This is a genomic window from Allobaculum sp. (genome assembly GCF_047010065.1).
Taxonomy (GTDB): domain Bacteria; phylum Bacillota_I; class Bacilli_A; order Erysipelotrichales; family Erysipelotrichaceae; genus Allobaculum; species Allobaculum fili.
In genome coordinates, this window is record NZ_JBKXLD010000024.1 from 1 (window position 1) to 23,982 (window position 23,982).

General features: G+C 50.5%; 21 protein-coding genes. 18 read left to right on the forward strand and 3 right to left on the reverse strand.

All coding sequences use genetic code 11. The features are described from left to right. Positions 1 to 124 precede the first annotated feature (124 nt). The gene (locus tag ACLUYS_RS03615; RefSeq protein ID WP_230267649.1) at positions 125 to 499 is read right to left on the reverse strand and encodes an ArsR/SmtB family transcription factor; all 375 of its coding nucleotides are present in this window, start codon (positions 497 to 499) and stop codon (positions 125 to 127) included. 221 nt (positions 500 to 720) lie between these two features. On the opposite strand from ACLUYS_RS03615, the gene ACLUYS_RS03620 reads away from it, so the two are divergent. From ACLUYS_RS03620 to ACLUYS_RS03635, 4 genes are all read left to right on the forward strand, one after another. Continuing rightward, positions 721 to 936, forward strand: a complete 216-nt coding sequence (locus tag ACLUYS_RS03620; RefSeq protein ID WP_230267650.1) for a cation transporter — start codon at positions 721 to 723, stop codon at positions 934 to 936. Between the two features lie 2 nt (positions 937 to 938). Further along, positions 939 to 2,828 carry a heavy metal translocating P-type ATPase gene (locus tag ACLUYS_RS03625; RefSeq protein WP_230267651.1) on the forward strand — a complete coding sequence of 630 codons (1,890 nt, stop codon included), beginning with the start codon at positions 939 to 941 and terminating at the stop codon, positions 2,826 to 2,828. Positions 2,829 to 2,922: 94 nt separating this feature from the next. Beyond that, positions 2,923 to 3,345: a nuclear transport factor 2 family protein gene (locus ACLUYS_RS03630; RefSeq protein ID WP_230267652.1), complete on the forward strand. Its 423-nt coding sequence runs from the start codon at positions 2,923 to 2,925 to the stop codon at positions 3,343 to 3,345. Positions 3,346 to 3,471: 126 nt separating this feature from the next. After that, on the forward strand, positions 3,472 to 4,707 hold the full coding sequence (locus ACLUYS_RS03635; RefSeq protein WP_230267653.1) for a hypothetical protein: 1,236 nt from the start codon (positions 3,472 to 3,474) through the stop codon (positions 4,705 to 4,707). 160 nt (positions 4,708 to 4,867) lie between these two features. Here the strand turns inward: ACLUYS_RS03635 and ACLUYS_RS03640 are convergent, their stop codons facing one another. Continuing rightward, positions 4,868 to 7,036, reverse strand: a complete 2,169-nt coding sequence (locus tag ACLUYS_RS03640) for a Tex-like N-terminal domain-containing protein (protein ID WP_230267654.1) — start codon at positions 7,034 to 7,036, stop codon at positions 4,868 to 4,870. A 257-nt stretch (positions 7,037 to 7,293) separates the two neighbouring features. Here ACLUYS_RS03640 and ACLUYS_RS03645 point away from each other — a divergent pair, with 257 nt between their 5' ends. The 13 genes from ACLUYS_RS03645 (at position 7,294) to ACLUYS_RS03705 (ending at position 21,601) form a co-directional block, all read left to right on the forward strand. Beyond that, on the forward strand, positions 7,294 to 8,103 hold the full coding sequence (locus tag ACLUYS_RS03645) for a hypothetical protein (protein WP_412659118.1): 810 nt from the start codon (positions 7,294 to 7,296) through the stop codon (positions 8,101 to 8,103). Positions 8,104 to 8,250: 147 nt separating this feature from the next. Continuing rightward, the gene (locus ACLUYS_RS03650; protein WP_230267656.1) at positions 8,251 to 8,526 is read left to right on the forward strand and encodes a hypothetical protein; all 276 of its coding nucleotides are present in this window, start codon (positions 8,251 to 8,253) and stop codon (positions 8,524 to 8,526) included. A gap of 541 nt (positions 8,527 to 9,067) precedes the next feature. Then, positions 9,068 to 10,819 carry a threonine--tRNA ligase gene (thrS, locus tag ACLUYS_RS03655; protein ID WP_230267657.1) on the forward strand — a complete coding sequence of 584 codons (1,752 nt, stop codon included), beginning with the start codon at positions 9,068 to 9,070 and terminating at the stop codon, positions 10,817 to 10,819. Next, on the forward strand, positions 10,798 to 11,760 hold the full coding sequence (locus ACLUYS_RS03660) for a hypothetical protein (protein WP_288339462.1): 963 nt from the start codon (positions 10,798 to 10,800) through the stop codon (positions 11,758 to 11,760). The genes thrS and ACLUYS_RS03660 overlap by 22 nt, the downstream gene beginning before the upstream one ends. 102 nt (positions 11,761 to 11,862) lie before the next feature. After that, positions 11,863 to 12,027 (forward strand): hypothetical protein, encoded by a 165-nt coding sequence (locus tag ACLUYS_RS03665; protein WP_230267659.1) that lies wholly within the window; start codon positions 11,863 to 11,865, stop codon positions 12,025 to 12,027. Positions 12,028 to 12,535: 508 nt separating this feature from the next. Further along, positions 12,536 to 13,141 (forward strand): RdgB/HAM1 family non-canonical purine NTP pyrophosphatase, encoded by a 606-nt coding sequence (gene rdgB / locus ACLUYS_RS03670; RefSeq protein WP_412659120.1) that lies wholly within the window; start codon positions 12,536 to 12,538, stop codon positions 13,139 to 13,141. Then, positions 13,134 to 13,664: a tRNA (cytidine(34)-2'-O)-methyltransferase gene (locus tag ACLUYS_RS03675; protein WP_230267661.1), complete on the forward strand. Its 531-nt coding sequence runs from the start codon at positions 13,134 to 13,136 to the stop codon at positions 13,662 to 13,664. The genes rdgB and ACLUYS_RS03675 overlap by 8 nt, the downstream gene beginning before the upstream one ends. Before the next feature lie 1,230 nt (positions 13,665 to 14,894). Then, entirely contained in the window at positions 14,895 to 16,196 is a 1,302-nt protein-coding gene (locus ACLUYS_RS03680) for an NlpC/P60 family protein (protein WP_412659122.1), read from the forward strand. A 708-nt stretch (positions 16,197 to 16,904) separates the two neighbouring features. Beyond that, complete coding sequence (locus ACLUYS_RS03685) at positions 16,905 to 18,134, forward strand: M16 family metallopeptidase (protein WP_288339456.1); 1,230 nt, start codon at positions 16,905 to 16,907, stop codon at positions 18,132 to 18,134. Continuing rightward, a complete protein-coding gene (locus ACLUYS_RS03690) occupies positions 18,124 to 19,425 on the forward strand; it encodes a M16 family metallopeptidase (protein WP_288339454.1) in 1,302 nt (433 codons plus the stop codon). Before ACLUYS_RS03685 ends, ACLUYS_RS03690 begins: the two co-directional genes overlap by 11 nt. Before the next feature lie 268 nt (positions 19,426 to 19,693). Continuing rightward, positions 19,694 to 20,002 (forward strand): single-stranded DNA-binding protein, encoded by a 309-nt coding sequence (locus tag ACLUYS_RS03695; protein ID WP_230267665.1) that lies wholly within the window; start codon positions 19,694 to 19,696, stop codon positions 20,000 to 20,002. Positions 20,003 to 20,292: 290 nt separating this feature from the next. After that, positions 20,293 to 20,760 (forward strand): hypothetical protein, encoded by a 468-nt coding sequence (locus tag ACLUYS_RS03700; protein WP_288339451.1) that lies wholly within the window; start codon positions 20,293 to 20,295, stop codon positions 20,758 to 20,760. A gap of 88 nt (positions 20,761 to 20,848) precedes the next feature. Continuing rightward, positions 20,849 to 21,601, forward strand: a complete 753-nt coding sequence (locus ACLUYS_RS03705) for a hypothetical protein (RefSeq protein ID WP_288339449.1) — start codon at positions 20,849 to 20,851, stop codon at positions 21,599 to 21,601. Positions 21,602 to 21,969: 368 nt separating this feature from the next. Here ACLUYS_RS03705 and rpsD read toward each other — a convergent pair whose 3' ends face one another. Then, the gene (rpsD, locus tag ACLUYS_RS03710) at positions 21,970 to 22,584 is read right to left on the reverse strand and encodes a 30S ribosomal protein S4 (RefSeq protein WP_230267668.1); all 615 of its coding nucleotides are present in this window, start codon (positions 22,582 to 22,584) and stop codon (positions 21,970 to 21,972) included. A gap of 468 nt (positions 22,585 to 23,052) precedes the next feature. Between rpsD and ACLUYS_RS03715 the strand changes: the two genes are divergently transcribed. Continuing rightward, positions 23,053 to 23,982, forward strand: a 930-nt coding sequence (locus ACLUYS_RS03715) for a septation ring formation regulator EzrA (protein ID WP_412659124.1), incomplete at its 3' end; no start/stop codon positions are given.

The window sequence follows — 23,982 nt, forward strand, 5'->3', positions numbered from 1 at the left end:
AGGAAGCTGCCAGACAAAATGAAATCCCCGAAGGATAAAGGAGAAATCCGATATCTTTCGGGGATTTTTCTGCGCGTTGGAAACCGAATGGAATCGGCGGACCAAAGCGGCTTTGAAAAAGAAACTAATCTTCTTCAAGAATGTGGGTGAGGGCCACTTTCACAACGGAATGGATATGTTCGTCATCCAGGAAGTAGTACACAGCTTTTCCGTCTTTCCGGCTGCGGATCAGTTTGGCGGCTTTAAGCGCCTTGAGCTGATGGGAAACCGCGGAACGGGACATGCCGATCACATTGCACAGATCCGACACGCACAGTTCTTTCTTTTCCAGCGCAATCAGAATTTTCAGCCGGGTCTGATCGCCCATGACTTTATAAAAATCCGCCAGCCGTTCCAGAATTTCCGGACAGGGAAGCGATTCAATGGCGTTTTCTACGGCTGCCTGATCCAGGCTTTCGTACAGAGGTTCATGCGTATTCATGCCTGTATCATACCGCATGATCCGTTTTTTACGCGAAATCATTCTCTAGAGCCCGCCCCAGAAGGCCATTCAAATCCGTTCAGAAAATGGGGATGTTTCTGTTGCAAACCCATGCAGAGTCGATATAATAGAAACGTAAATAGTTGAACAATTGTTCAACTAATAAGTGATTCAATGTATCCCAGAAACGGGAAGAAAACATAGTCATAAAAAAAACATAGTCATAAAAGGAGAACGTTATGAAGAAAACATACAAAATCGAAGTGGACTGTCCCACTTGTGCTTCGAAACTGCAGAGCTGTGCAGAACAGACGGAAGGAGTTGAAAAGTGCTCGGTCAATCTGATGACGCAGAAACTCGTCATTGAAGCCCCGGCCGAATCACAGAAAGCCATCATTGAATCCATCGCGAAGCGCATGGCGTATATCGATGATGACGTTGTGATCTACAGATAGCTATGACAAAGAAACAAAAGAAAAATCTCAGGAAAATCCTGATCAGCGCGGCGGCCTATGCAGCGCTTGCGCTTTCTTCAATCTGGATTCAATGGCCAGCCCTTCTTCAGGCGCTTCTCTATCTGGCCATCTATCTTTACATTTCCTGGGGTGTTCTCAAGAAAACACTCAAGAACATTAAAAACAAGGACTTCATGGATGAAAACTTCCTGATGACCTTAGCCAGCCTGGGTGCCTTCGCTCTTGGCGAATACTCTGAAGCCGTAGCGGTTATGCTGTTTTATCAGGTCGGCGAATGGTTCCAGTCCTACGCGCTGGAGCGCTCGCGCAAGAACATTTCCGCACTGATGGATATCCGTCCGGAATATGCCAACCTGGTCGAAGAAGACGGCTCCGTGAAGGAAGTCGATCCGGATGAAGTCAAAGTCGGTCAGACGATTGTCATTAAACCGGGTGAACGCATTCCTCTGGACGGTACGGTTCTTACCGGTACCGGTTCAATCGATACGTCCGCGCTGACCGGCGAGAGCGTTCCGAAAACGGTTCGTCCTGGCGACGAAGTCATTTCCGGATGCATCAACCAGAACGGACTGCTCCATGTCAAAGTCAGCCGGGAATTCTCGAACTCGACGGTTTCCCGCATTCTCGATCTGGTTGAAAACGCGACCGACAAGAAGAGCCGTTCCGAACAGTTCATCACCAAATTTGCCCGTGTCTACACGCCAATTGTTGTATGCAGTGCCATCGCTCTGGCGATTATCCCTTCGCTGATCACAGGACAATGGGCAACCTGGGTTTACCGCGCACTGGAATTCCTCGTTATTTCGTGCCCGTGTGCTCTGGTTATTTCCGTACCTCTGGCTTTCTTTGGCGGAATTGGCGGCGCTTCCCGCTGCGGCATTCTCGTTAAGGGAAGTACATATCTGCAGGATCTGGCCGATGTCAAAACCATTGTTTTCGATAAGACCGGAACGCTGACTAAAGGTACGTTTGAAGTCACATCGATTACCCCGGTATCCATACCGCGCGAAGAGCTTTTACAACTCTGCGCGAAAGCGGAATCGTATTCGACGCACCCGATTGCCTTAAGCATTGAGCGTGCGGCCAGACTGGAAAACCCGAAAGAGGGCGTTTCCAATGTCGAAGAAGTCGCCGGTAAAGGCATCATTGCTCAGATCGATGGAAAATCGGTTGCCGTCGGCAATGAAAAGCTGATGCTTTCATTAGGCATTCCGGCCGATGACCTGCCGAAAGGATCTGGCTTTGGAACTGTGGTTTACACCGCCTGCGATCAGAAACTTGCCGGAGTGATTGAAGTTGCTGACGAGCCCAAAGAAGAAGCCAGAACCGTTACCGATCTGCTTCGCAAATATGGCGTAAAACGATTCGTCATGCTTACCGGTGATGCCAAAGGTGTCGCCGAAGCGGTAGCCACACAGGCTGGCATTGACGAAGTACACGCCCAGCTTCTGCCGGAGCAGAAAGTCGAATGGCTGGAAAAGATTCTTCAGAACAAGGAAGGCATTACCGCCTATGTCGGCGACGGCATTAACGACGCGCCGGTACTGGGCATGGCCGATGTCGGTATTGCAATGGGCGGCCTGGGCAGCGATGCGGCCATTGAAGCCGCGGACGTTGTTCTGATGGACGATCAGCTCGATTCGCTGATTACCGCCATTCGTATTTCCCGCAACACCCTGAAGATTGCCCGCGAGAACATCATTTTCGCGATCTTCGTTAAAATTCTGATGCTCGTGCTTGGCGCACTGGGTATCGTCAACATGTGGGGCGCTGTATTCGCCGATGTCGGTGTTTCCGTGCTCTGCATTCTCAATTCCATGCGTGCCCTGCGTACGCGCAAATACCGTCTCAATACGCCGGAGCTGAAATAATCAGCCCCGGCTTTTTTGAAGGAAAGAGCGGACGCGGGCACCATTCGATCGCAATCGCGTGGTTTTTCCTATCATAGAAGAAGGAGGGATCCATATGAAAGAACATGAAAACAAGCTGGAGATCGCCGAACTGATCGGTGAGGTTTCCAGAAATCTGGACAAAAAGGATCTGAATAAAGTCCTTGAAGCCTTTTCTGCCGACGCAGAATTCACGATTGAAGAAGATGGAAAGGCTGCGGTCGATTTAACCGGAAGAGAAGCTATCCGCGAACACATTGCCAGCCATATGGAAAAGTATGATCTGATTTTCCATAACAGCGGCTCCACAGTTGTGGATCTGATTCATCTCGATCAGAGTGCGACAGCGGCTACCAGCTGCATCGTGAAAACCCGCACGAACGATCCAATCGTCACCACCGATGAATATGTGTACTATCTTGACTCGCTGGTAAAAGTCAACGGTTTCTGGTACATCGTAAAACGTACGATTCAGATCGAATCCAAATCGGTACGCTAAGCATGCAGAATCCGGGACTTTCCCGGATTTTTCATTTTCTGCCGGATCAGGCCTGAGGGCGAACAGGGCGTCATTTGGCAGGACAAAATTAAACGATCCAGTTTTGAGACTGGATAGGAGATCCATATGAAACGCTCTACTATTGCTTCGCCAGATGGCGCCCTGGCCTTTTTCTTTGCGATTTTCGCCTTGCTGATCTGGTACGTCTCGGTATTTCCGTCGATTGACAACCTGACGCTCTTTTCCTTGAGCATGGTCTGGCTGCTGCTTTCGGCGGGTACGCTGATTGCTTCTTTAATTAACATGGTCCGCGGTTTTTCGCGCGGCAATACCAACCTTCTCGCAACCATTCTTCTCGGATTTATTCCCGGTGTGGATACGCTGGTTGCCTTAGGCATGCGCGTAATCGGCGCCCCGTATCATCCGGTCCTCTATGGGGTCATGTATATGATTGGTGCTATCTTAACGATCAGCGCTGCCTGGCGGAGAAGAATGCAGCCTGGCTATATTTTTCTGCGGACACTGATTGTCGGCCTCGGTCTGCTCTGCCTGGGCATCGGTGATACGTTCGAACTCCATGGCGTTCTCGTCCTTGGCGGCTGGCTGATGTTTGTCTTTGCGATGCTCAGTTTTTACTATGGTCTGTCCAGACTGTACGAAGAGTTTGGCTTTCCGCTGCCGGAAGGCAAATCCTTCTTTAAGGAAAGCGAGAAGACAGCCGGTCTGCCGTCCTATCCGAAATCCAAAGCGGATAAGACGAGTAAAGAACCGCTTCATCCGCGTCAGGAACGCCTGAGCAGCCCGGATATGATTGTCGCCTTTATTTGCGCGACGTTTGGCAGCCTGAGCTTTGCCATTCCGTTTTTCGGTCTGGGCGATGATTCGGTGATGTCTGCCGGTATTATTCGTATCGTTCTTGGCATTATCTTTTACTGCAGTGCCCTGATCAATATGTTTAAAGGTTCGCCTTACGGTTCGCTTAATCTGATTTTCGCGGTCTGCTTTGGTCTGTTTGCAGGATCTACGCTCTCGCTCCAGTCTTTGCATGACGTGATTTCCTTTTCGATTCAGCCGACGTTTTTCGGGGTGGTTCAGCTGTTTGCGGGTCTGTATCTGGTCGCGATCATTCCGGCCACGCGAAAGGCACCGGCGTATCGTTCGCTGGCCATGTTCTGCTCGGGCATGGGCTTTGTAACAGGCGGAATCGACTTGCTGACAAAAATTCCGTACATGAACAAAGCCAGCGGCCTCTTCTTCCTCGTCTTCTGCCTGCTCAATATTTATGCAGGCATGTCGGCTCTGCTTCCCAGTCTTCGTCAGGGTCCGACCATCGATCAGCTGCTTAAAAAAGAAAAAGCCTGAGTCGTGACTCGAAGCATCCAGATATCGGAGCATTCAGATAGTTGAACATACAAAAACAGTCCTCTTTGCGGGTACGCGATCAAACGCTTCCTGCAATCGAGGACTGTTTTTTTTTTGATGTTATTTTGGCTTATTTTCGTTTTGCCTGCCTTTGTTTCGTCTATCGACGTTTTGGCAGTCTGCGATTTTTGCGATCGGCGGAACGATTCGAAGCTTCCGGTGCCGTTTGACTGCGCATGGTCAGTGCAATCCGTTTGCGCTTGGGATCGACTTCAAGAATGCGGGTGCGTACGACCTGACCGACATGAACGATCTCATTGGGATCTTTGACAAAGCGGTCTGCCAGCTGGGAAATATGGACCAGACCGTCTTCATGAACTCCAATGTCGACGAACGCGCCGAAGCTTGTGACGTTGCGGACGGTGCCTTCCATTTCCATTCCCGGCTGCAAATCTTCCAGATGCAAAATGCCTTTCTTCAGAATCGGGCCATCGAGCGCGTCACGCGGGTCGAGTCCGGGGGAGGCGAGTTCGCTTAAAATGTCGCTTACCGTATACGGATCGCTGCCCAGTTCCTGAGACAGACGCTGCGCATTCAGGGATTTGAGCGTTCTGGAAAACCCATCGCTGTGCATGTCGTTTAAAGACAGATTCGTTTTTTCCAGAATCCGGGCGGCTAACGGATAGCTTTCGGGATGAATGCCGGTGTTATCAAGCGGGTTCGATCCGGAGTGAATGCGCAAAAAGCCGATGCTCTGCTCATAAATCGTATCGGAAAGCAGACTCGCCAGTTCCGTACGGTCTGTAAACGGACGGTTTTCTCTGGCTTTCAGGATTTTGCTGATCTGCGGCTTTTTCAGACCGGCGATATGGCGAAGCAGGCTGACGGAAGCCGTGTTGACGTTGACACCGACGCGGTTAACGACTTTATCGGTTACAAAGTCGAGCGTTTCGCGCAGCTGCTTCTGGGACACATCGTGCTGGTATTCGCCAATGCCCAGAGACTGGGGATCGATTTTCACGAGTTCGGAAAGCGGATCCTGTATGCGACGCCCGATGGAAATGGCGGAACGCTCTTCGACGGGCAGATCCGGGAATTCTTCCTTGGCCAGCGGGGAAGCGGAGTAAACCGAAGCGCCGGCTTCGTTTCCGATCACATAGGAAACTTCCGGGAATTCGGGAAGAATCGAAGAAATCAGTTCGATCGATTCCTGACTGGCAGTACCGTTGCCGATGACGATCAGCGTGGGATGGAAGCGGCGCAGCAGTTCCTTCGTTTTTGCGACGGCTTCCTGATAAAAGCGGGCTTCCGGAGCCACTTTGGATCCGTGCTTGAACGGATAGACGACGCACGTATGGAGCAGGCTGCCTTCTTTGGAAAGAACGGCCAGCTTGCATCCGTTCAGGTAGCCTGGATCCCATGAGAGAATGACCTGTCCTTTTAACGGTCTAGCCATGAGCAGGTGTTCGAGATTGGATGCAAAGCCCTGAATGGCTTTTTTGTGTGCGTTTTCGCGCAGCTCACTGCGGATTTCGCGTTTGACGGAAGGCAGAATGAGACGGATGAGCGCGTCATGAATGACGGCCATCATCCAGTCGCTGACCGGCTTGCGGCCAAAAAGGATCTGCCGGATCCGGCGTTCGATGTCTTCGTTGTCGCTGGTAATGGATACGGTGATGACTTTTTCCTTTTCCGCCCGGTCCATAGCGAGGACGCGATGGTGCGGAATGGTTTTGATCGGATTGGTGAAGTCGTAGAACATTTCATAAATGCCCTGCGGATCTTCGGCATCTTTTTTCAGCGTGCTCGTCAGGGATTCTTTTTCAAGAAGCTCCTTGCGAACGGCCTGACGGACGGCAGGGGTGTTGGCAATGCGTTCGGCGAGAATGTAGCCGGCCTGTTCGAGGGTATCGTCATCAAGCGTATCCGGACGGGTTTTGAGTTCGAACAGAGAATCCGCAATCGGACCAAACCCGGCTTCGATCGCGGCGGATGCTTTGGTTTTGCGCTTTTCCTTGTAGGGACGATAAATTTCTTCCAGCTCCGCCTGAGTTGCAGCATCGAGAACGGCTTTTTTCAAATCGTCGTTCAGAACGCTTTTTTCCTGAAGCGCGGCCAGAACGGTTTCCTTTCGCTCCTGCAGAGCGGTCTGGTATTTCCAGGTCTGTTCAATGTTTCGCAGCTGGTCCTCATCGAGAGAACCGGTCTGCTCCTTGCGATAGCGGGCGATAAAAGGAATGGTGGCTCCTTCTTCGAGCAGATCGTGTGCAGCCTGAACCTGACGCTCAGGCAGGCCGAGAAGTTCGGCGGTACGTTTTAAGATATCCATTTTTTCAGGATATCATCCAGAAGAGAGAATGCAATCGGATCGATGACAGATGCAGGATCGAGGCCGAATCGAAGCTGAATTGAAGCCCAGTCAAAGGGCAGTTCACAAGAAACTCGAAGCGGATAAAAGCGTTCCAAAAGCGTCTGGATGCGCCGCATAGAGCCGACGAAAAAGCCAACGGATCTGGACGAATATATATATTGTAGAGAATGAGGATTTCCAATTACGAATTGGCGAAAAAGAAAGGAAGAAAGGCCATGAAAACTCATGCAGAAAAAGAACAAGGACACGAGCCAATGTGCGGTCATGTATACGAGCAAGTATACGAACAGGCACACGATCCCGTACAAGAGCTGGATGAAACGAGAGAAAGGCTGCCCATTCGTACGCAGATCGAAGCGTACGCCAATCCCAGACGGGCCGCCTTTTCCGCTTCACTGACGCCGACGATCGATTCGTCCCGCGTTCTTGGCGTTCGGGTCGGGGACCTGGATGCGATTAAAAAGAAAATGACCCCGGTGCAAAAGACAGCATTTCTTCAGGAAAAGCCGCATCTCTATTACGAAGAAGATCTTTTGCACGTTCGTCTTCTCAATGAACTTCGAGATCCACAGGAAGCCAGAAGCGCCGCAGAAGATTTTCTGTGTGCCTGCACATCCTGGGCGATTACGGACGGACTGAGCTTTCGGTATTTAAGCGATGAAGATCTGCTGAGCATGGCCAGCGATTTTCTCCAAAACGAAAACGAATACGCTGTGCGCCTTGGTCTCCTCTGGATTTTAAAGCGGGCCCCAAAACGGCCGGATGCCAGACAATGGGTCGATCTGGCTTTGCAGGCGAAAGGGCAAAACGACACGAAACAGCTGATCGACATAAAGGGCTGGATGCTTTGTGAAGTGATGATTTACAAGCCGGATCTGGCCTGGTCCATTCTGGAGGATCCAGCGATTTCTCGGGATGTTCGTTTGCGGGCGATCGCCAAGTGCGTGGAAAGCCTGCGCATTTCCAATGACGACAAGGAGAAGCTTCGTGCCCTGCGAAAGAAACTGAAAGAAGCAAAGCGCTAAACGATTTCTGCCAAATTCACCCCATCCCAAAGGGCCTCGTTTACGGCCGGTAAAATGCAGGTAAAGAAAGAAAGCGGTTCGATCCTTCCTCAAAGGTCGATCGAAAGCCGGTTTCTTTTCGAAAAGAGAAGGATGAGGTGTACAACTATGAAAAACAAATCTTCTTTGCTTACGGGTACCATCGAAAAATCCGGAAAGAAAATCGCTCTGCTCGAAGCCGGCATCGCTGCGCTGGCTGTAGTCTTCGGCTTTTCGATCCTGGTTCTGATCGCCCATGTGCAGTCGGCGATCGAAATCCTGCTCTTTCCAGACGGCTTGACGATGCCAGGTTTTCCGGCGGAATGGCTGTTTGCGGCAGCGGCAACGCTGGCGGCAGTCCTCTGTGCGGTTCCTGTTCTGACCCGCCGCTTTCGCCGCCGATAAGGTGCATTCAGACCGGCAAAGTAGAAGCCGCTTTCTATCTTTTGCCGGTTCGCACAAAAGCTCTGGGAAAGTCTGCATGGTGCGGGCATCGTTTTGACAGAAGTTCACAGAGCGCCTTATAATCAGGGCAACGATGCTGAAAAGGACATGGTTTTCCGAGATTTGGATCCAGAAAGAAGAGCGGTCGATGCGAGCTCTTTGAAGAACCGGAAGATTACTCCCTTGGAATCGCCCCTGAAAAGGTGTGCCGTTCGTCCGCGTTAAGGCGTCAAGAGCTGGCTGTTTCGTCAATGGTTCTTCCTGTTCCACCCGATCCGCTGGATATCGAATTCAAACGATCGGATTCTTGTTCGACATGAAGATCGAACGCATTTCATTGCTGGAAGAAAGAAGCAGTCTGAACTAAGGTGGTACCGCGCACGGCAGGCGTCCTTATGGATTCCTGCCGTTTTTTTATGCCCAAAAGGCAAAGCGTCTGTCGGAGAGCGGAACAGATTCGACAGGCATGAAATCACACTCGCAAGAAAGGACAGAAACTGTTATGGAACTCATCAACATTCTTGAAGATGAACATCTTTCTACGCTGAACCATTCTGCAGCCCATCTGATGGCGCAGGCAGTGAAACGTCTGTATCCTCAGGCAAAGTTCTGGGTTGGACCGGTCATCAGCGATGGCTTCTACTACGATATGGATCTTGGCGATGTCAGTCTGACCGATGAAGACCTCGTCAAAATCGAAAAGGAAATGAAGAAGATCGCCAAGGACGGCAAGCGCATTGTTCGCCGCGAAGTGTCCAAGGAAGAAGCCCGTGAAATGTTCGCGGACGATCTGTACAAGGAAGATCTGATCGACGGACTCGAAGACGGAAACATCACCGTCTATTCGCAGGGTGAATTTACCGACCTCTGCCGCGGACCGCACGTGGATTCCGTGAAAGAACTGAAAAACGTAAAACTGCTCAAGCACTCCGGCGCCTACTGGAAAGGCGACAAGAACAACAAAATGCTTCAGCGTGTTTACGGTATTGCCTTTGATACCAAGGAACAGCTCGACGACTATCTGGCAGCGCTCGAAGAAGCGAAAAAACGCGACCACAAGAAACTTGGCCGTGAAATGAACCTGTTTACGGTTTCGGAATATGCACCAGGTATGCCGATTTTCCTGCCGGATGGTATGATTCTGCGGAATCTGCTTGAAAACTACTGGTACGACATTCATGCCAAAAACGGCTACAAGTTCATCAAGACACCAATCATGATGTCCCGTGAACTTTGGGAACGCTCCGGCCACTGGGATCACTACAAGAACAACATGTACACATCCAAAGTGGACGACCGCGATTTTGCCATCAAGCCTATGAATTGCCCGGGTGCGCTGCTCGTCTATAACAACGACCTGCACTCCTACAAGGATCTGCCGCTGCGAATCGGCGAACTGGGTCAGGTTCACCGCCACGAAGCGTCCGGCGCGCTGAACGGTCTGTTCCGCGTTCGTACGTTTACCCAGGATGATGCGCATATTTTCGTAACTCCGGATCAGATCGAATCCGAAGTTAAGGGCGTTCTGGATCTGATCGACCAGATTTACGGCGTATTCGGTCTGCCGTACACGATCGAACTGTCCACTCGTCCGGAAAAGGACTACATCGGAACCATCGAAATCTGGGATAAATCCGAAAAAGCCCTCGCGGATGCCTGCGTCAAAGCCGGCAAGGACTACACCGTAAACCCGGGCGACGGCGCCTTCTACGGACCGAAACTGGATATCCATATCAAGGATTCCCTCGGCCGTGACTGGCAGTGCGGAACGATCCAGCTCGACATGAACCTGCCAGAACGTTTTGAATGCACTTACGTAGATGCGGACGGCTCGAGAAAAACACCGCTCATGCTGCACCGTGTAATTTATGGATCCATCGAACGCTTTATCGGTATTCTGATTGAGCACTTCGGCGGTCACTTCCCGCTGTGGCTGGCCCCGAAACAGTTCGTTGTCATTCCGGTTCATCAGGAAAAACATGCGGCGTACGCCAGAGAAGTGGCAGATGCCCTCGAAAAACTCGGCATGCGTGTCAGCGTCGATGATCGCAATGAGAAACTCGGCTACCGCATTCGTGAAGCCCAGATGAAGAAAATTCCGTATCAGCTTGTTGTCGGCGACCGCGATATGGAAGCCGGAACGGTAACCATCCGTAAATCCGGAAGCAAGGACGCGGTAACTCTGACGCTCAATGAGGCTCTTGATCGCTTTAAGAAGGAGGTTGACGACAAATGTCTCTTTACCATCGATTAAAACCCGCCCTGTGCGGACTGCTCGCACTCGGCCTGGCTGCCTGCAGCTCACCAGCTCCTGCTGCATCCAGCAGCGAAGCATCTTCCACATCGTCCAAAGGATCGGAAACGGCTCTTGCTGAACCTTTGAAAGTACTCTGCCCGCAGGGTGCACCGGCTCTGGCTACACTTGGCCTCGAAGTCGATGACGCGGATGTGGAATATGTTGAAGGCCAGGATCTGCTGGTCAGCGAACTGTCCAAGAAAGAGGGCGACTACGATATGATCGTCGCTCCAATCAACCTGGGTGTAAAAACCTGGAAAGAAGCTGAAGCCTATCAGCTTGAAGGCGTTCTGACCTGGGGCAACCTGTATGTAGTCAGCGCCGATGAAACCTGGAATGCGCCGGATAAGAAAATCGCTCTGTTTGGCGAAGGCGCTGTTCCTGGACTTGTCTTTGATGAAGTCTATCCGGATCTGCAGGCGACCAGCGAATACTATCCGTCGGTAGCCGAAGCGTCTACCGCTCTGGTTTCCGGAAAAGTGGATGCCGCTCTGCTTGCACAGCCTGCAGCCGCTGGTGCTGTAGCCAAAGCCAAGGAAAACGGTACCGAACTGAAAGTACAGGCCGATCTGCAGCAGCTCTGGCAGGAAAAACACGAAACCAGCCAGAAAGGCTATCCGCAGGCCGCTCTGTTCGTGAAGAAAGATCACGCCAAAGATTACCAGAATGCCATCGACAAAATGGCTGACTATCTGAAAACGGCAGACGAAGCCAAGATCGAAGAAGATGTCGATCTGCTCACACCGGATAAACTCGGTGTTCCAAATGCGAAACTCGCAGCCAAGACCTGGGCACAGCAGAACATCCACTTTGAAAAAGCCGCTGATGTAGAAGAAGACATCACCAAATTCCTCGACGTCTTTGGCATGAAACTGCCGGAAGGTCTGCTTGTAAAGTAAGACACGATTGAGAAATAAAAATGCCAGTCCTTTCTTTGTTCAGGCATTGGACTTTTTCCTTCCTCAGGCTTTGCCTACACTGAGCTTGTGGAGGGCCATGTCATGAACGAAGAACAGGCACATGTACAGTTTCTGAAAGATAAAGCCCAGTCTTTAGGCCTTACGTTTGAGCAGTACATGTTATTTCTCATTTTCGAAAACATTGAACATTCGCCGTATTTCAATACGCCCGCACCCGTTTTGCAAAAGGAACTGTGGCAAAACTGAACCGGCGACGGATTCAAGATCCAGTAAAATGAGAAGAAGACAGCCGCAAAAGCTGTCTTCTTTTTTTTCGCGGCGCTGTTTTCAAAATCAAAAGCGTTCGTCTTCCGGTCCGAATTCTGGATTCTTCCGGATGTGCAGTACTCTAAATAGGAAGATGTCCGCCGTTTTGATAGACTCTTTTTGAAATCCGCAAACGTAAAAGCGAAAACAGGACGACAGTCCCGCTTTACCAGAGAAAAAATCGAAGCCGATCGACAGCTGCTTTCCGAAAGAAAAAGGGCTTACAACGCTCAGTACACTGAAAGTAGAAGCTTGATTTTGCCGTAAAACGCCGTTAGTGTGTCGAAAATGACCGATGCCTATCCAAAAACGGCAATATACCCCCGGAAAACGAGAAACATCGGCTTTTGCAGAGCCGCCAGCGAATCCTGAATACGAGCTCAAAATGCGTGGTTCAGATTAAGCCGACTGAATCTTTGGTAAACCGATATGGAAAGAAGGAATCTCAATGAAAACGGTCTGGATTGCGACCGGCAACGCGCATAAAGCCGAAGAATTTGGGCAGATGCTCGGAAAGGACGTGCAGATTCGCACCCTGAAAGATCTTGAGAAGGAACCGGAAATTGTAGAAGACGGAAAAACCTTTGAAGAAAACGCGCTCATTAAAGCCCGTGCTCTGCATAAGCTGGTCAAGGCTTCCGTCTTTTCGGACGACTCCGGTCTGGAAGTGGATGCCCTGAACGGAGCCCCCGGCATTTATTCCGCCCGCTTCATGGGAGAAGACACCAGCTACGACATTAAGAATCAGGCGATTCTGGATGAGATTGCCGATAAAAAAGGCGACGAAAGATCCGCCCGCTTCGTCTGCGCCATCGCCTGGATCGAAGAGGACGGTACCGAACACGTCTACCGCGGCGTAATGGAAGGACGGATTCATGATCGCATCGAAGGCGAACACGGCTTTGGCTACGATCCGATTTTCTACTATCCGCCATTTGGCACGACGAGCGCCAACGTTGCTCCGGAAAAGAAAAACGCGGCCAGTCACCGGCACAATGCTCTGGAGCAGATCATGAAAGACTGGAAGAAAAAGTCAGGTGCAAATAATGATTAACGTTGTACTTTATGAGCCCGAAATACCGGCAAATACTGGCAACATAATAAGAACCTGTATGGCCACGGGATCGGTTCTGCACCTGATCGAACCGCTTGGCTTCACGTTTGAAGACAAGTATCTGCGGCGGGCAGGTATGGATTATATAAAGGATGCGGACATCCGCATTTATAAAAACTGGGACGATTTTGCTTCGAAAAACCCCGAGGAGCGCTGCTTCTTTCTGACCCGTTACGGCAAGCAGCCGCCTTCTTCCTTTGACTTCTCCAACCCGGATGAAGATGTCTATTTTGTTTTAGGCAAGGAAAGCACGGGAGTGGATAAAGCCATTCTCAAGCGCAATATCGAGAGGTGCATGCGCCTGCCGATGGTGCCCAACGCGCGCAGTCTCAACCTGGGCAACTGCACGGCGATCATGGTGTATGAGGCGCTTCGCCAGCAAAATTATCCAAATCTCTCCTTTTCGGAGCAGCTCAAAGGCGAAGATTTTCTGGAAAACTATCAGCCGCCTGTACAGGACTAGAACATCCTCTCCTGTTTGCTGGCAGAACTGCACGCCCGGCAGAAACCTTGTATGACCCTTTGCGACCCGCTCACAGAAAACACATATGGCTGTCTGAACAATAGACATGAAGCGAAACCTTCCTGTCCTGGTTCAGACGGCTTTTTTTGATGGACCTCCGCTCAAAGTCTTTATGTTATTCCGTTGCTATTCGCTTATAAAACGAGACGCTTTTTTCCAATGCCTTTCTATATATAAAGGGATAAAAATATATAAAGGGATAAAAATCTATAGGCTTTCTTAATCCTGAGGCGTGTTCAATCCGATACCTTTCTGGACGCAAATAAACCCGAAAACAGCCCGCTGCCTGGCGCATTTCGAACCGGTCCTTTCCTTATATAGGGAATACAGGAAGTAGGGAATACAGGAGGAGAAGACAGAAATACAGAAAGATCCGGATCCAGCCGCTCGACTGAGCACCTGACGAAGACGAGTTTGCCAAGAAGAGAATAAAGACGTGTGGGCCTGAGCAGGAAGTAAGCGTACAGGGATGAGTCTGCAGGCATCCGGACATCCTGGGCTAGGAATGCGCGAGGCGCATGGAGAGGCTTTCTCTTTCGTTTCTATATAGAAAGAGCGATAGAAAGAGCGGACGGCTTTTCGATCCATGGTCTGACGGATCGGTTGAAGGCTGAACAAAGGCAGCTCTTGCCGTATGCAGGCCGAAAAGAAAGGAAACAGGGCCGGCTTTAAAAGTTAACAGCCGTTAAGAATTTACCGGACCGGATGAGGGTGCCAAACTCCCCGAAAAGAAGAGGAAAATCATCCATTTTGCGATTCTGGCTCATAGCGGCCAGCCAATTTATCGTCCAAAAACCGACATACTCGGGTATTTGTCTGTCCTTGAACGTCCCTTAAACGGCCCAATTGGGTCAAAATCGGGGAAAAAGCCGTTTATGAATCGTTATGGTTGACGAAATCATACATATTGGATATCCGATTTTCTTCTGAAAAAGAAACATCATTTATGTTGTTCTAAATGGAATAGAGAAGTGTGCGAATTGCTTTCAAAATTTCATGAATTATCACACGAATTCCCACAAACTATTTTGAGGTCCTTTACTTAAAGGGCCTCAGGAAAAAACCACGTTAGAAATTCTTAAGAAATTCCGAAGATATTTTTTGGGGAATTTTGCGTCTCAAAATAAGTCGTGCTAAGGTATGGATGTTCGAAAAAGAGGTGAGATAGAAATGAATTTTGTTGAAAAACACAGTAAACTTTTGGCAGTTGCCTTATGTCTTTGTGCTTCCGGCCCCATTCTTTCTACCGTTCATGCTTACGAAGTCCAGCCTGGCTGGCATTCCAATGGAGAAGTAAGTTATTATGTATTTGACGATCACCAGAGAGCGAAAGGTCTCACGGTAATCGACGGCGCAACATACTATTTCGATCAGAACGGAGAAATGCAGCGCGGCTGGCAGAATATCAATAACGAAACTTATTACTTTGATAATAACGGTCAGGCCGTAACCGGCAAATCAGAAATCCAGGGTATGACCTATAACTTCCAGCAGAGTGGTGCTCTTGCAGCCGGCTGGAACGAAGACGGTACCTACAGCAACGAAAAAGGATTCCCGGTAGCTTCCACTTGGGTTAACGACGCAACTGGAAAATTTTACCTGGATGAAAACGGACAGGCTGTAAAAAATTCCTGGAAGGATCTCGATGGCGGACGTTACTATTTTGACGAAAATGGACGTACCGTAATCGGTGAGATTCAGGCTGACGGAGCGGTTTATTATTCCGACGACCAGGGTCTTGTAAAGACTGGCTGGCGCGATGAAAACGGCGGACGTTACTACTATAACGAAAACGGCGTTCTTAACACCGATACACTGAAGGATGTTGACGGAACCACTTACGCGTTCAACGCAGACGGTTCCCTGATGACCAGCACCACAATCGACGGCTACAACGTAGACGAAAACGGTGTCGCAACTCTGATTCCTGTAGAACCAGAAGCACCGGTAGATACGCCTGTAACCGACAATACGGAAATTCTGGATACAACAGAGCCGACAGTACCTGCACCAGATCCTAGCGACGTTGTCGAAGAACCTGGCGTTGTGACCCCTGTTGATACTCAGCCGGATTATTCCGATCCAATCGTTACCCCGGATCCAACTCCGACTCCGCAGCCGGATCCAGCTCCAGTAGAACCCACACCAGATCCAGCGCCTTCCTATGATAAGGCCAACACCATCTATCAGGCAGCCATGAGCCAGCTTGGCGTATTCCAGGACTGCACGATGCTCGTTACCAACTCTCTTGCGGCAGCCGGCATTAACTTCCACGGATGGCCTCAGGATTACGCAGTACTCGGTGACTGGACAAGCAACCCTGTTCCAGGTGATATCATCATCTACAGCGGACACGTTGCAATTTATGCCGGTAACGGCATGGCAGTACACGGCGGATTCAACGGCAACACAACCGTTCTCTTCTCTGTAAACTGCACTTCCGTACTGATTGGCTACATTCACGTACGCTAGAAATGAACTTCAAGCTGTCAGCAATTCGCTGGCGGCTTTTTTTCATGGCTTCTAAGCCGCAAAAGCATAAAATCCTATTCCTGTTCTGCCGGGATAGAAAATCCCCGTACAGAGCGATTCTTAGCCGGATATGAACCTTCTGCGTTTTGAAAAAAGGCTCATTCCGGCTTTTTGTATCGTCTTTTTGAGTGAAACCGCTTGCAGAAAGGGCCAGGTCGAAGGAGAAGGATTTTCAGAACGGGTGCGCAAAACGAGGAGGGAACAGGATACCCTGCAGATTTATCAGCGCATATGAATCGCACAGGAATAAGGAAGCGCAAAAAAGAAAAAAGCTTCGGTCAGACAACATCGCCAGACGATCAGACTGCGTAAACACCGTATTCACTTGAAACGCAAAAATATAGGCGAACTATATTTATGGCACTAAAACAATCTTAATTGTATAATGTCTATTCTTTGCTATCTTTGGACTTTCCGAATCAGGAGCTCATTTCCCCGGGATTTCCAAACTTTGGTAATGTGTTAGCGGTGATCTATCGAAAGAAAAGCCGTTTTTAAAGATTTCAAAAATGGTACTGCCCCTTATCTTTTAGGCAAACTCGATACTCACGCGCTCGTTTTGAGAGCGGTTCTTCTGGAAAAGAATCCCGTCTTTGGATCCAGAAAGCCGGTTCTCGAACGGTAAACTAGAGAAACGAAAGAACATTTATGAAACAAATCAAAACCGAAAAATTTACTGAAACTTCACTGAGCGTTCGCTGGTTTGTTCCTCTTGAGCGAAAAGACATCACAGCCTGGAATCTGCTCAATGCCATGCTCAGTCGAAGTACTGAGAAATACAGCAGCCGCGAAGCCGCCGGCAGAGCCAGTGCGATGGCGTACGGCACCCGCTGTGCATACAGCCTCTGCGCCTACGGCAACTATTTGCGCATCGAATATGGCATGCGCTTTTTGCGGGAAAATCTGATCGGCGAAAAAAGCTATACCGCTTTACTGATCGATCTGTTCGACCAGTACCTGTTTCATCCGCTGCTTACCCAGCCGGTATTAGACGAGGCCAAGTATCTGCTGCGTCTCAACCTGAGCTCCATGGCCCAGCAGCCGGATCTGCGCTCGCTGGAAATGGCGTTTCAGGCGTTTACGGACTACGAATCCGTATCGATCCCGATCCGCGGCGCCATCGAAGACATTGACCGCGTCACCCTCGAAGACATTCGCAGCCTGTACTCCAGACTGATGAAGACGCCCTGCGAAATGATCAGCTGCGGTACGTTCTCGGAAGAATTCAGCCGCCATATCGACAGATCCATCGACTCGCAGGACATTTTCACAACGTGGGAAAAAGTTGAAGCGTTTCCAACACCTGTTCGCGTCAGCGAAGAGCGGGAAATCGCGCAGAGCGCCCTCTGTCAGGTGTACACGACGGACATTCTTCCCGACGATGACGACTACTATGCGCTTCTTGTTCTCGACTCGCTTTTAGGCGGAAGCTCCGTATCGCTTCTGTTTGAAGAAGTGCGCGAGAAAAACAGCCTGTGCTATTCGATCAGCACATCGCTCGTTCGCTTTTCCGGCCTGCTGCTCATCACGACCGGCGCGGCGCGCAGCGCGATGCCTAAAGTCGAAGAGCTCGTCCGTCACATTCTGGAGCAGGTGAAAAACAAGGAAGTGGATCCGGCGACTTTTGAAATGGTCAAAGCCGAAATGATCGACAGCCTTAAGGGCCAGTCGGATAGTGCCGCGCGCATGATTGAACAGGAATTCCTGAACCAGATTCTGCACCGCACCGGCGATATCGGCGATGTGATCGAAAGCGTCCGTGCCGTTACCCTTGACGATGTAGCCCACGCAGCCGGCAAGCTGAAACTCGCGGTAACGTCTTCGGTCATGCAGGCCGAAGCGAAAGGACCGCAGGGAAAGGAGCAGTATGCCGCTTAACATGGAACGAAAAGAGAAGACGCTTGCCAACGGCATGAAAGTCATTCTCATTCATAAACCCGATTACGCCCGTTCGCTCTTCATGATCGGCATTCCCGCGGGAAGTACAAATCTGAGCGATGATCTCAACGGCGAGCGGATCGATCATCCGCAGGGCTGTGCCCACTTTCTGGAACACCAGATGTTCCGCCTGAACGGAAAAGACGTGACGTACGATCTCGCCGCCGTACAGGCCAAAAGCAACGCCTACACGTCCTATAACGAAACGTGCTACTACATCTGGACCAACGACGATCCGATTCCGCCCCTCGATATCCTGATCGATTTTGTTCAGACGCTCGACATCGATGAAGCGAGCGTCAATAAGGAAAAGGGAATTATCCTTTCCGAGTACTCGCAGTACGAGCAGGAGCCGGAAATGCGCCTGCTGCGGGAAACCTTTTCCTCGCTGTACGTCAATCATCCGATGCGCGAGGAAATTCTCGGCCGCCCGGAAGACATTCAGAACATGAAACCGGAAGATCTGAAGGCGTTTTACGAGACCTGGTACGACCCGTCCAATCTCGTTCTGGTCGGCGTGACCGGTCACGATCTCGACCCGCTTATGGACTGGATCGAAAACAAGGAAAAGGAATACCCGGCGAAGCTGGCGGTTCCTTCCAGAAAAGTGCTCCCTGAAGAGCCGGAAGACATGTGCCGGCGCAAGGCCATCATCCCGATGGACGTGGATCTGACCTACGTCTGCCTGGGCGTCAAGATGAAGCCGCTCACGGGCGATACCCGCGATCAGATTCGCAAGGACTACATGCTGAACCTGTGGCTGAACGGACGCTTTTCCACGCTGAATCCGGAATGCCAGAACTGGATCGATCAGAAAATCATCGGATCGATCTTCGGTGCCGAAGCGGATCTTGATGACGATCACGCCTACATTCTGATTTACGCGCAGAGCGATCGACCGGAAGAATTTTGCTGGACGATGAGTGAAATTCTCAACAAGAAGCAGCCGCTCTCCCAGGAAATTTTCGAATCCGTTCTGATCCGGGACAAAGCAAGCGCCATTCGCATGTACGACAACTTTGACGGTCTGGCGTCCGCAACCGTTCGCTACGGCTTCGGTCTGGGGGATCCGTTTGAAGACCTCGACATCCTCAACTCCATTACTCTGGACGATCTCAACGCCTACATCGCTTCGCTCGATTTCAGCCATACGAGCGAAACGTTCGTGCAGCCGATCAGCAAGGAGGAAGACTTCCTGGACGAAGAACCCTCTGAAGGCTTAGTGGCGTAAACGGCTGGGATCCCTATTTCGAGACGAGCCTTGAACCGGATCCAATCGACAGACTGACGATTGGATCCGGAATGGATCAAATGCGCCGAAAACATGATATTCATTTAAAAAGCGGTCATTCTCATCAATCAAATGCATGAGAATGGCCGCTTTTTCTTCGATTGTCATGAAATAGGCGATTTGAGCGATTCTGCCTTTCTTTCTATACTGAGCGTGTTTTCAGCAGAGCTTTATCCGAAAGAGAAGAGAGAAGGAAAGGAGGAAAGACATGAATCAGTTCTGTCTGGCAGGCAAAATCGCTTCGATTCCAGAATTGAAAACCAATCCGCAAGGCTGGAAAACGTGCAGCGTTCTGATCGAGGTCGAACGCCCGTTCGCCAATTCCAAAGGCGAGTTTGAAAGCGATCTGATGAGTCTGGAAGTGTGGCGCGGGGCAGCCGAAACGCTAGCCAGCTGTGCCCGCCTGAACGCCTGGATTACCGCGAAGGGCCGCATTCAGTCCAGACCGCTTCAAAAAGACGGACGAACCGTTTCGAACGTCACCCTGATCGCCGAAAAGATTGAATACATACACTGATACCGCCCATACACAGTCCAAAACGATCCGCCCCTCTTCCAGGACGGATCGTTTTGCCGTTCTGGCCGAGTCTACACTGGACAGGTACAATAGGAAAAACAGGGCGGAGCCAGAAAACGGATCTGCTCGTTTAAGGGGCGTGCGGAAAACGAAAGATCGTTTATTCGCAAGAAAAACGGAAACAGCCGGCAGAGTCAGCCGATCGAACGGGCGAAACATCGATCGACAGGCAACAAGCTTGTTTCCAGTAAAACAAAGGGGATCTGAGAATTTTAGGAAAGGAAAAGAGTATGGGATTACTGGATAAACTTGGCGAAGTGCGCGCTCGCCAGCAGGAAAAAGAGCAGGAGGAGCTGCGGCAGGAAGAACAGGAACTCGAAGCGCGGTCGCTTTATTTTCCCCTGAAGTCATTTGATCAAATTTTGCTGGAAGATCTCGAAATCACCCCTCTGGGTCATAACCAGGCCATTGTGGAATACGAAGACGAAGAGATCGGCTTGATTTACTGTCCGCTTGATGAAGAGCAGATTGAGGATCTCGAAGAAATCAATCTGTGCATCCGCGACGGCAAGCTTTGCGTACAGCTCATTGCGGATGAAGACAGTCCGATTCCCTTTAAAAGCGGGATGACGGAAATGCGCTATGGCGATCTGCTCGAAAGCGTATCCGCAAAATCGGAAACCGAAAGGGAAGTCCCTCTTCCCGACTTGCCGGCAGAAGGCGAAGAATACGAAAAAAATCCGGATCGAGAAGCTTAAGCGTGCAGGAGAACCGTATAAACGACTGAGCGAAAAGAAAACGGTTTTGCGAACGGTTTAGAAATGGGAAATCGCTCAGGGAGCAGCTATGGGCATTCGTTTTGAACAGGAAGAAAACCCGGTACTGGAAGAGAAGGTGCCACTGCAGATTCTGGAGGCGGCCGCATCCGGTAAGAATACGGAATACCGCCTGACGATCGGCTGGAAAAAGAAAACGGTAGAAGACCGCTATATCCGCCGGTTCTTTGCGGTGCATCCCCGGCGGGCAGATTATGAAAAGATGTGGCTTCCGCCCGAGGAAGCGGTCCAGTCCGACATCTGGAGACGACGGTTTCATAACGTGGAGGAGCTGGCAGCGCGAAGCGAATCCGACCGGCTGTACTGGCAGGGCGCCATTGCGATCGACTGTATGGCCGAGAGCTTTCTCGAGTCCGAAGCCGCAGCGAACTGGCGGCTTTGCGAAGCCTTCGCCAGTCTGGCCGAAGCAATGCTGCTCGAACACTGGAACGAACTGCCCGCGCAGAGAAAGCCGCTTTGTAAACGATGGATCGCGTTGCTGGAACAGGGCTATGCCGTCTGGGGCTGGACGAAAGAACGTTTTGATTCCCTGTATTTTGCCCTTACGGTATATCTGATTGCCTGTATAGAAGAAGGCGCGTATGATGACGCGCTCGAACTTTGGAAAACGCAAAGCGATCAACTGGCTCAGCTGCAGAACCAGTCGGCGGAGTTGTGGATCACAGAAGCCAGAGCGCAGGTCGATCGGGTCGTTGAGCGTCTGGAAAATGTCGCAGCGGCCAAAGCCAGAAAGAGAAAGCGCACACGAAAGGGAAGTAAATAAGCCAGGGACATACATCCAGTAAATATGTCCGGCAAATACCTCTAGACGAATATGTCCAGCGGATTTCAGATTTGTCTGAGCTGGGCAGGGGTAGCTGAAAGAAAAGAATGGCGGCCTGCCGGACTGTACGGATGTACGCCTGCATGGCTGCATGGCCGCAGAGATACACCGCTGCAGGGCATGCCGGATCACCGAGTCCGTTCAGTCGGGTTTCGTCCGTTCAACAGGTGGATCGACAGAAAATGGTCCGCTTTGCGACACAATTGTGCCGGCAGAGCGGACCTTATTTTTTGAAAATGCACCCAAAAAGAAAAAGCCGAAGACGAATCTTCGGCTTTTTAAACTCATGAGACTTACTTTGAAATCTATTAGGATTTGCGGTTGTAGTACTCAACAACGAGCAGTTCGTTGATTGGCTGGTCTTTGAACAGTTCGGCACGTTCCGGAGTGCGGAGGTATTTGCCTTTTTTCTGATCTTTGTCCACTTCAACGAAGTCAACGGCAGCTGGAGCAGCTGCAAGAGCATCAACAATGAACGGTTTGTTTTTGTCTTTTTCAGCAACTTCGATTACGGAACCCGGGCGAACGGAGAAGGATGGGATATCCACTTTCTTTCCGTCTACCAGGATGTGACCGTGGTTGACGAGCTGACGGGCAGCGCGGCGTGTGCGAGCGAAGCCCATGCGGTATACGAGGTTGTCGAGACGGCTTTCGAGGAGAACCAGGAAGTTTTCACCGGCAGAACCGCCCATGCGGCTTGCCTTGAAGTAGAGGTTGGCGAACTGTTTTTCAGAGAGCTGATAAACGTTACGGATTCTCTGTTTTTCCTGTTTCTGGATACCGTAGTTAGTGAGTTTGATTCGGCGCGTTTTTCCATGCTGGCCGGGAGCATAAGGACGTCTGGCGAGTTCCTTGCCTGTTTCCGAAATGGAGAAGCTCAGGCGGCGGGAAACTTTCCAGGTAGAACCTGTCATTCTGGACATTTAGTTTTTCCTCCTATTGTCTTCGCAAAAAAACAATACCAGGATACAAATCTTCGTAAGGGGTGCCTGGGACGATGTTTTCTTCAGAACAGCTGGCTGTTACTCGCATCTCTTAAGCTCAGGCGCCTGACTCACGCATTTGTATGCTGTTTGAATCATGCCAAACCACTATATCAGCAAACCTTCCAGATGACAACCGATCGGACATCGCCTTTTTTCGCAAACCTAAGCCGGAAGTGACGCTTCAGGACTGTCCAGATCCAGTACGCAGCGGGCAATAATATTGTAGAGGGAAAAGCCGCAGAAAAAATCCTGCTCAAAATTGAAGAGATCCCGAAGACGGAACGCGGCTTTTTGTGACACAATAGAAACTGTTGAAGAACGCCCATAGTCCAGGCAGGCCAAGCCCGCGTGGTTTTGTGTGCGTTGTCTGTTATACTATAAAGCCGAATGTCAGGAGGATTATATATGGAAAATCTCTGGACCCAAGTCCGGGACTGGTGCCTGAATATGTACACGTATGTGACCAGACACGTTCCGATTGAGGTCATGATTTATATAGGAATTGCGATTGTTATTCTGATCATCGTTGGCATCATTTCCCGCTCCATGAAGAAAAGACGCGTTTCCCGCCGTCTGCACGACCTGGAAGCGGATGTCAACGACATGCTCGACAACAATCTCGAATTCAAATACCGCAAGGCCAGACAGTTTGCCGAAAACAACGAAGATCTTGCGGACCGGTTCAAGTCGATCAAGCCGAAATACAAGATCTGTCTGCAGTCGATCGAAGCCACGGAAGATCTGTACAACCGCGCGACGGAATACTTTACCCGTCATAAATATAAGAAAGCCGCCCGCGCGATGGACGAAGTCGAAACCGTTCTCGACGATACGGAAGAAAGAATCCGCATCGTGGAAGAATCGCTGGACCGCGTCATTTCCCGCGAAGACGAAGTCCGCAAAAATGCCTCCCGCATTATTGAACGCGCCGACAAGCTGAAAAAGGACTATGCCGAAAAACGCGACAGCTTCTTCAGCGGCACCGCCTACATGGATAAGATGATCAGTTCCATGGAGACGTCTTTGCAGAAGCTTGAAGAAGATCTCGGCCAGGCGCGCTTTGCCGAAGTCCGCGAAGACTGCGACAAAATTCAGAACGAATGCGATGAGTTTGAAGAAATCGCAAAAGTGTATCCGTCCCTGTATAGCCGGGCCAAAACCGAACTGCCGCAGGCGATTGAAGAAGTCAAGACGGCTGTGGCCAGGATGGAAGAAGAACGCATTGACGCGTCCTACCTTGGCGTAGACGACAAGCTCGACGCCATTTCCAATGCGCTCGAAGATGCCGTGGCCAGCCTCGATGAAGGCGACCTGAAAAAAGCCGCGCCGGCGCTC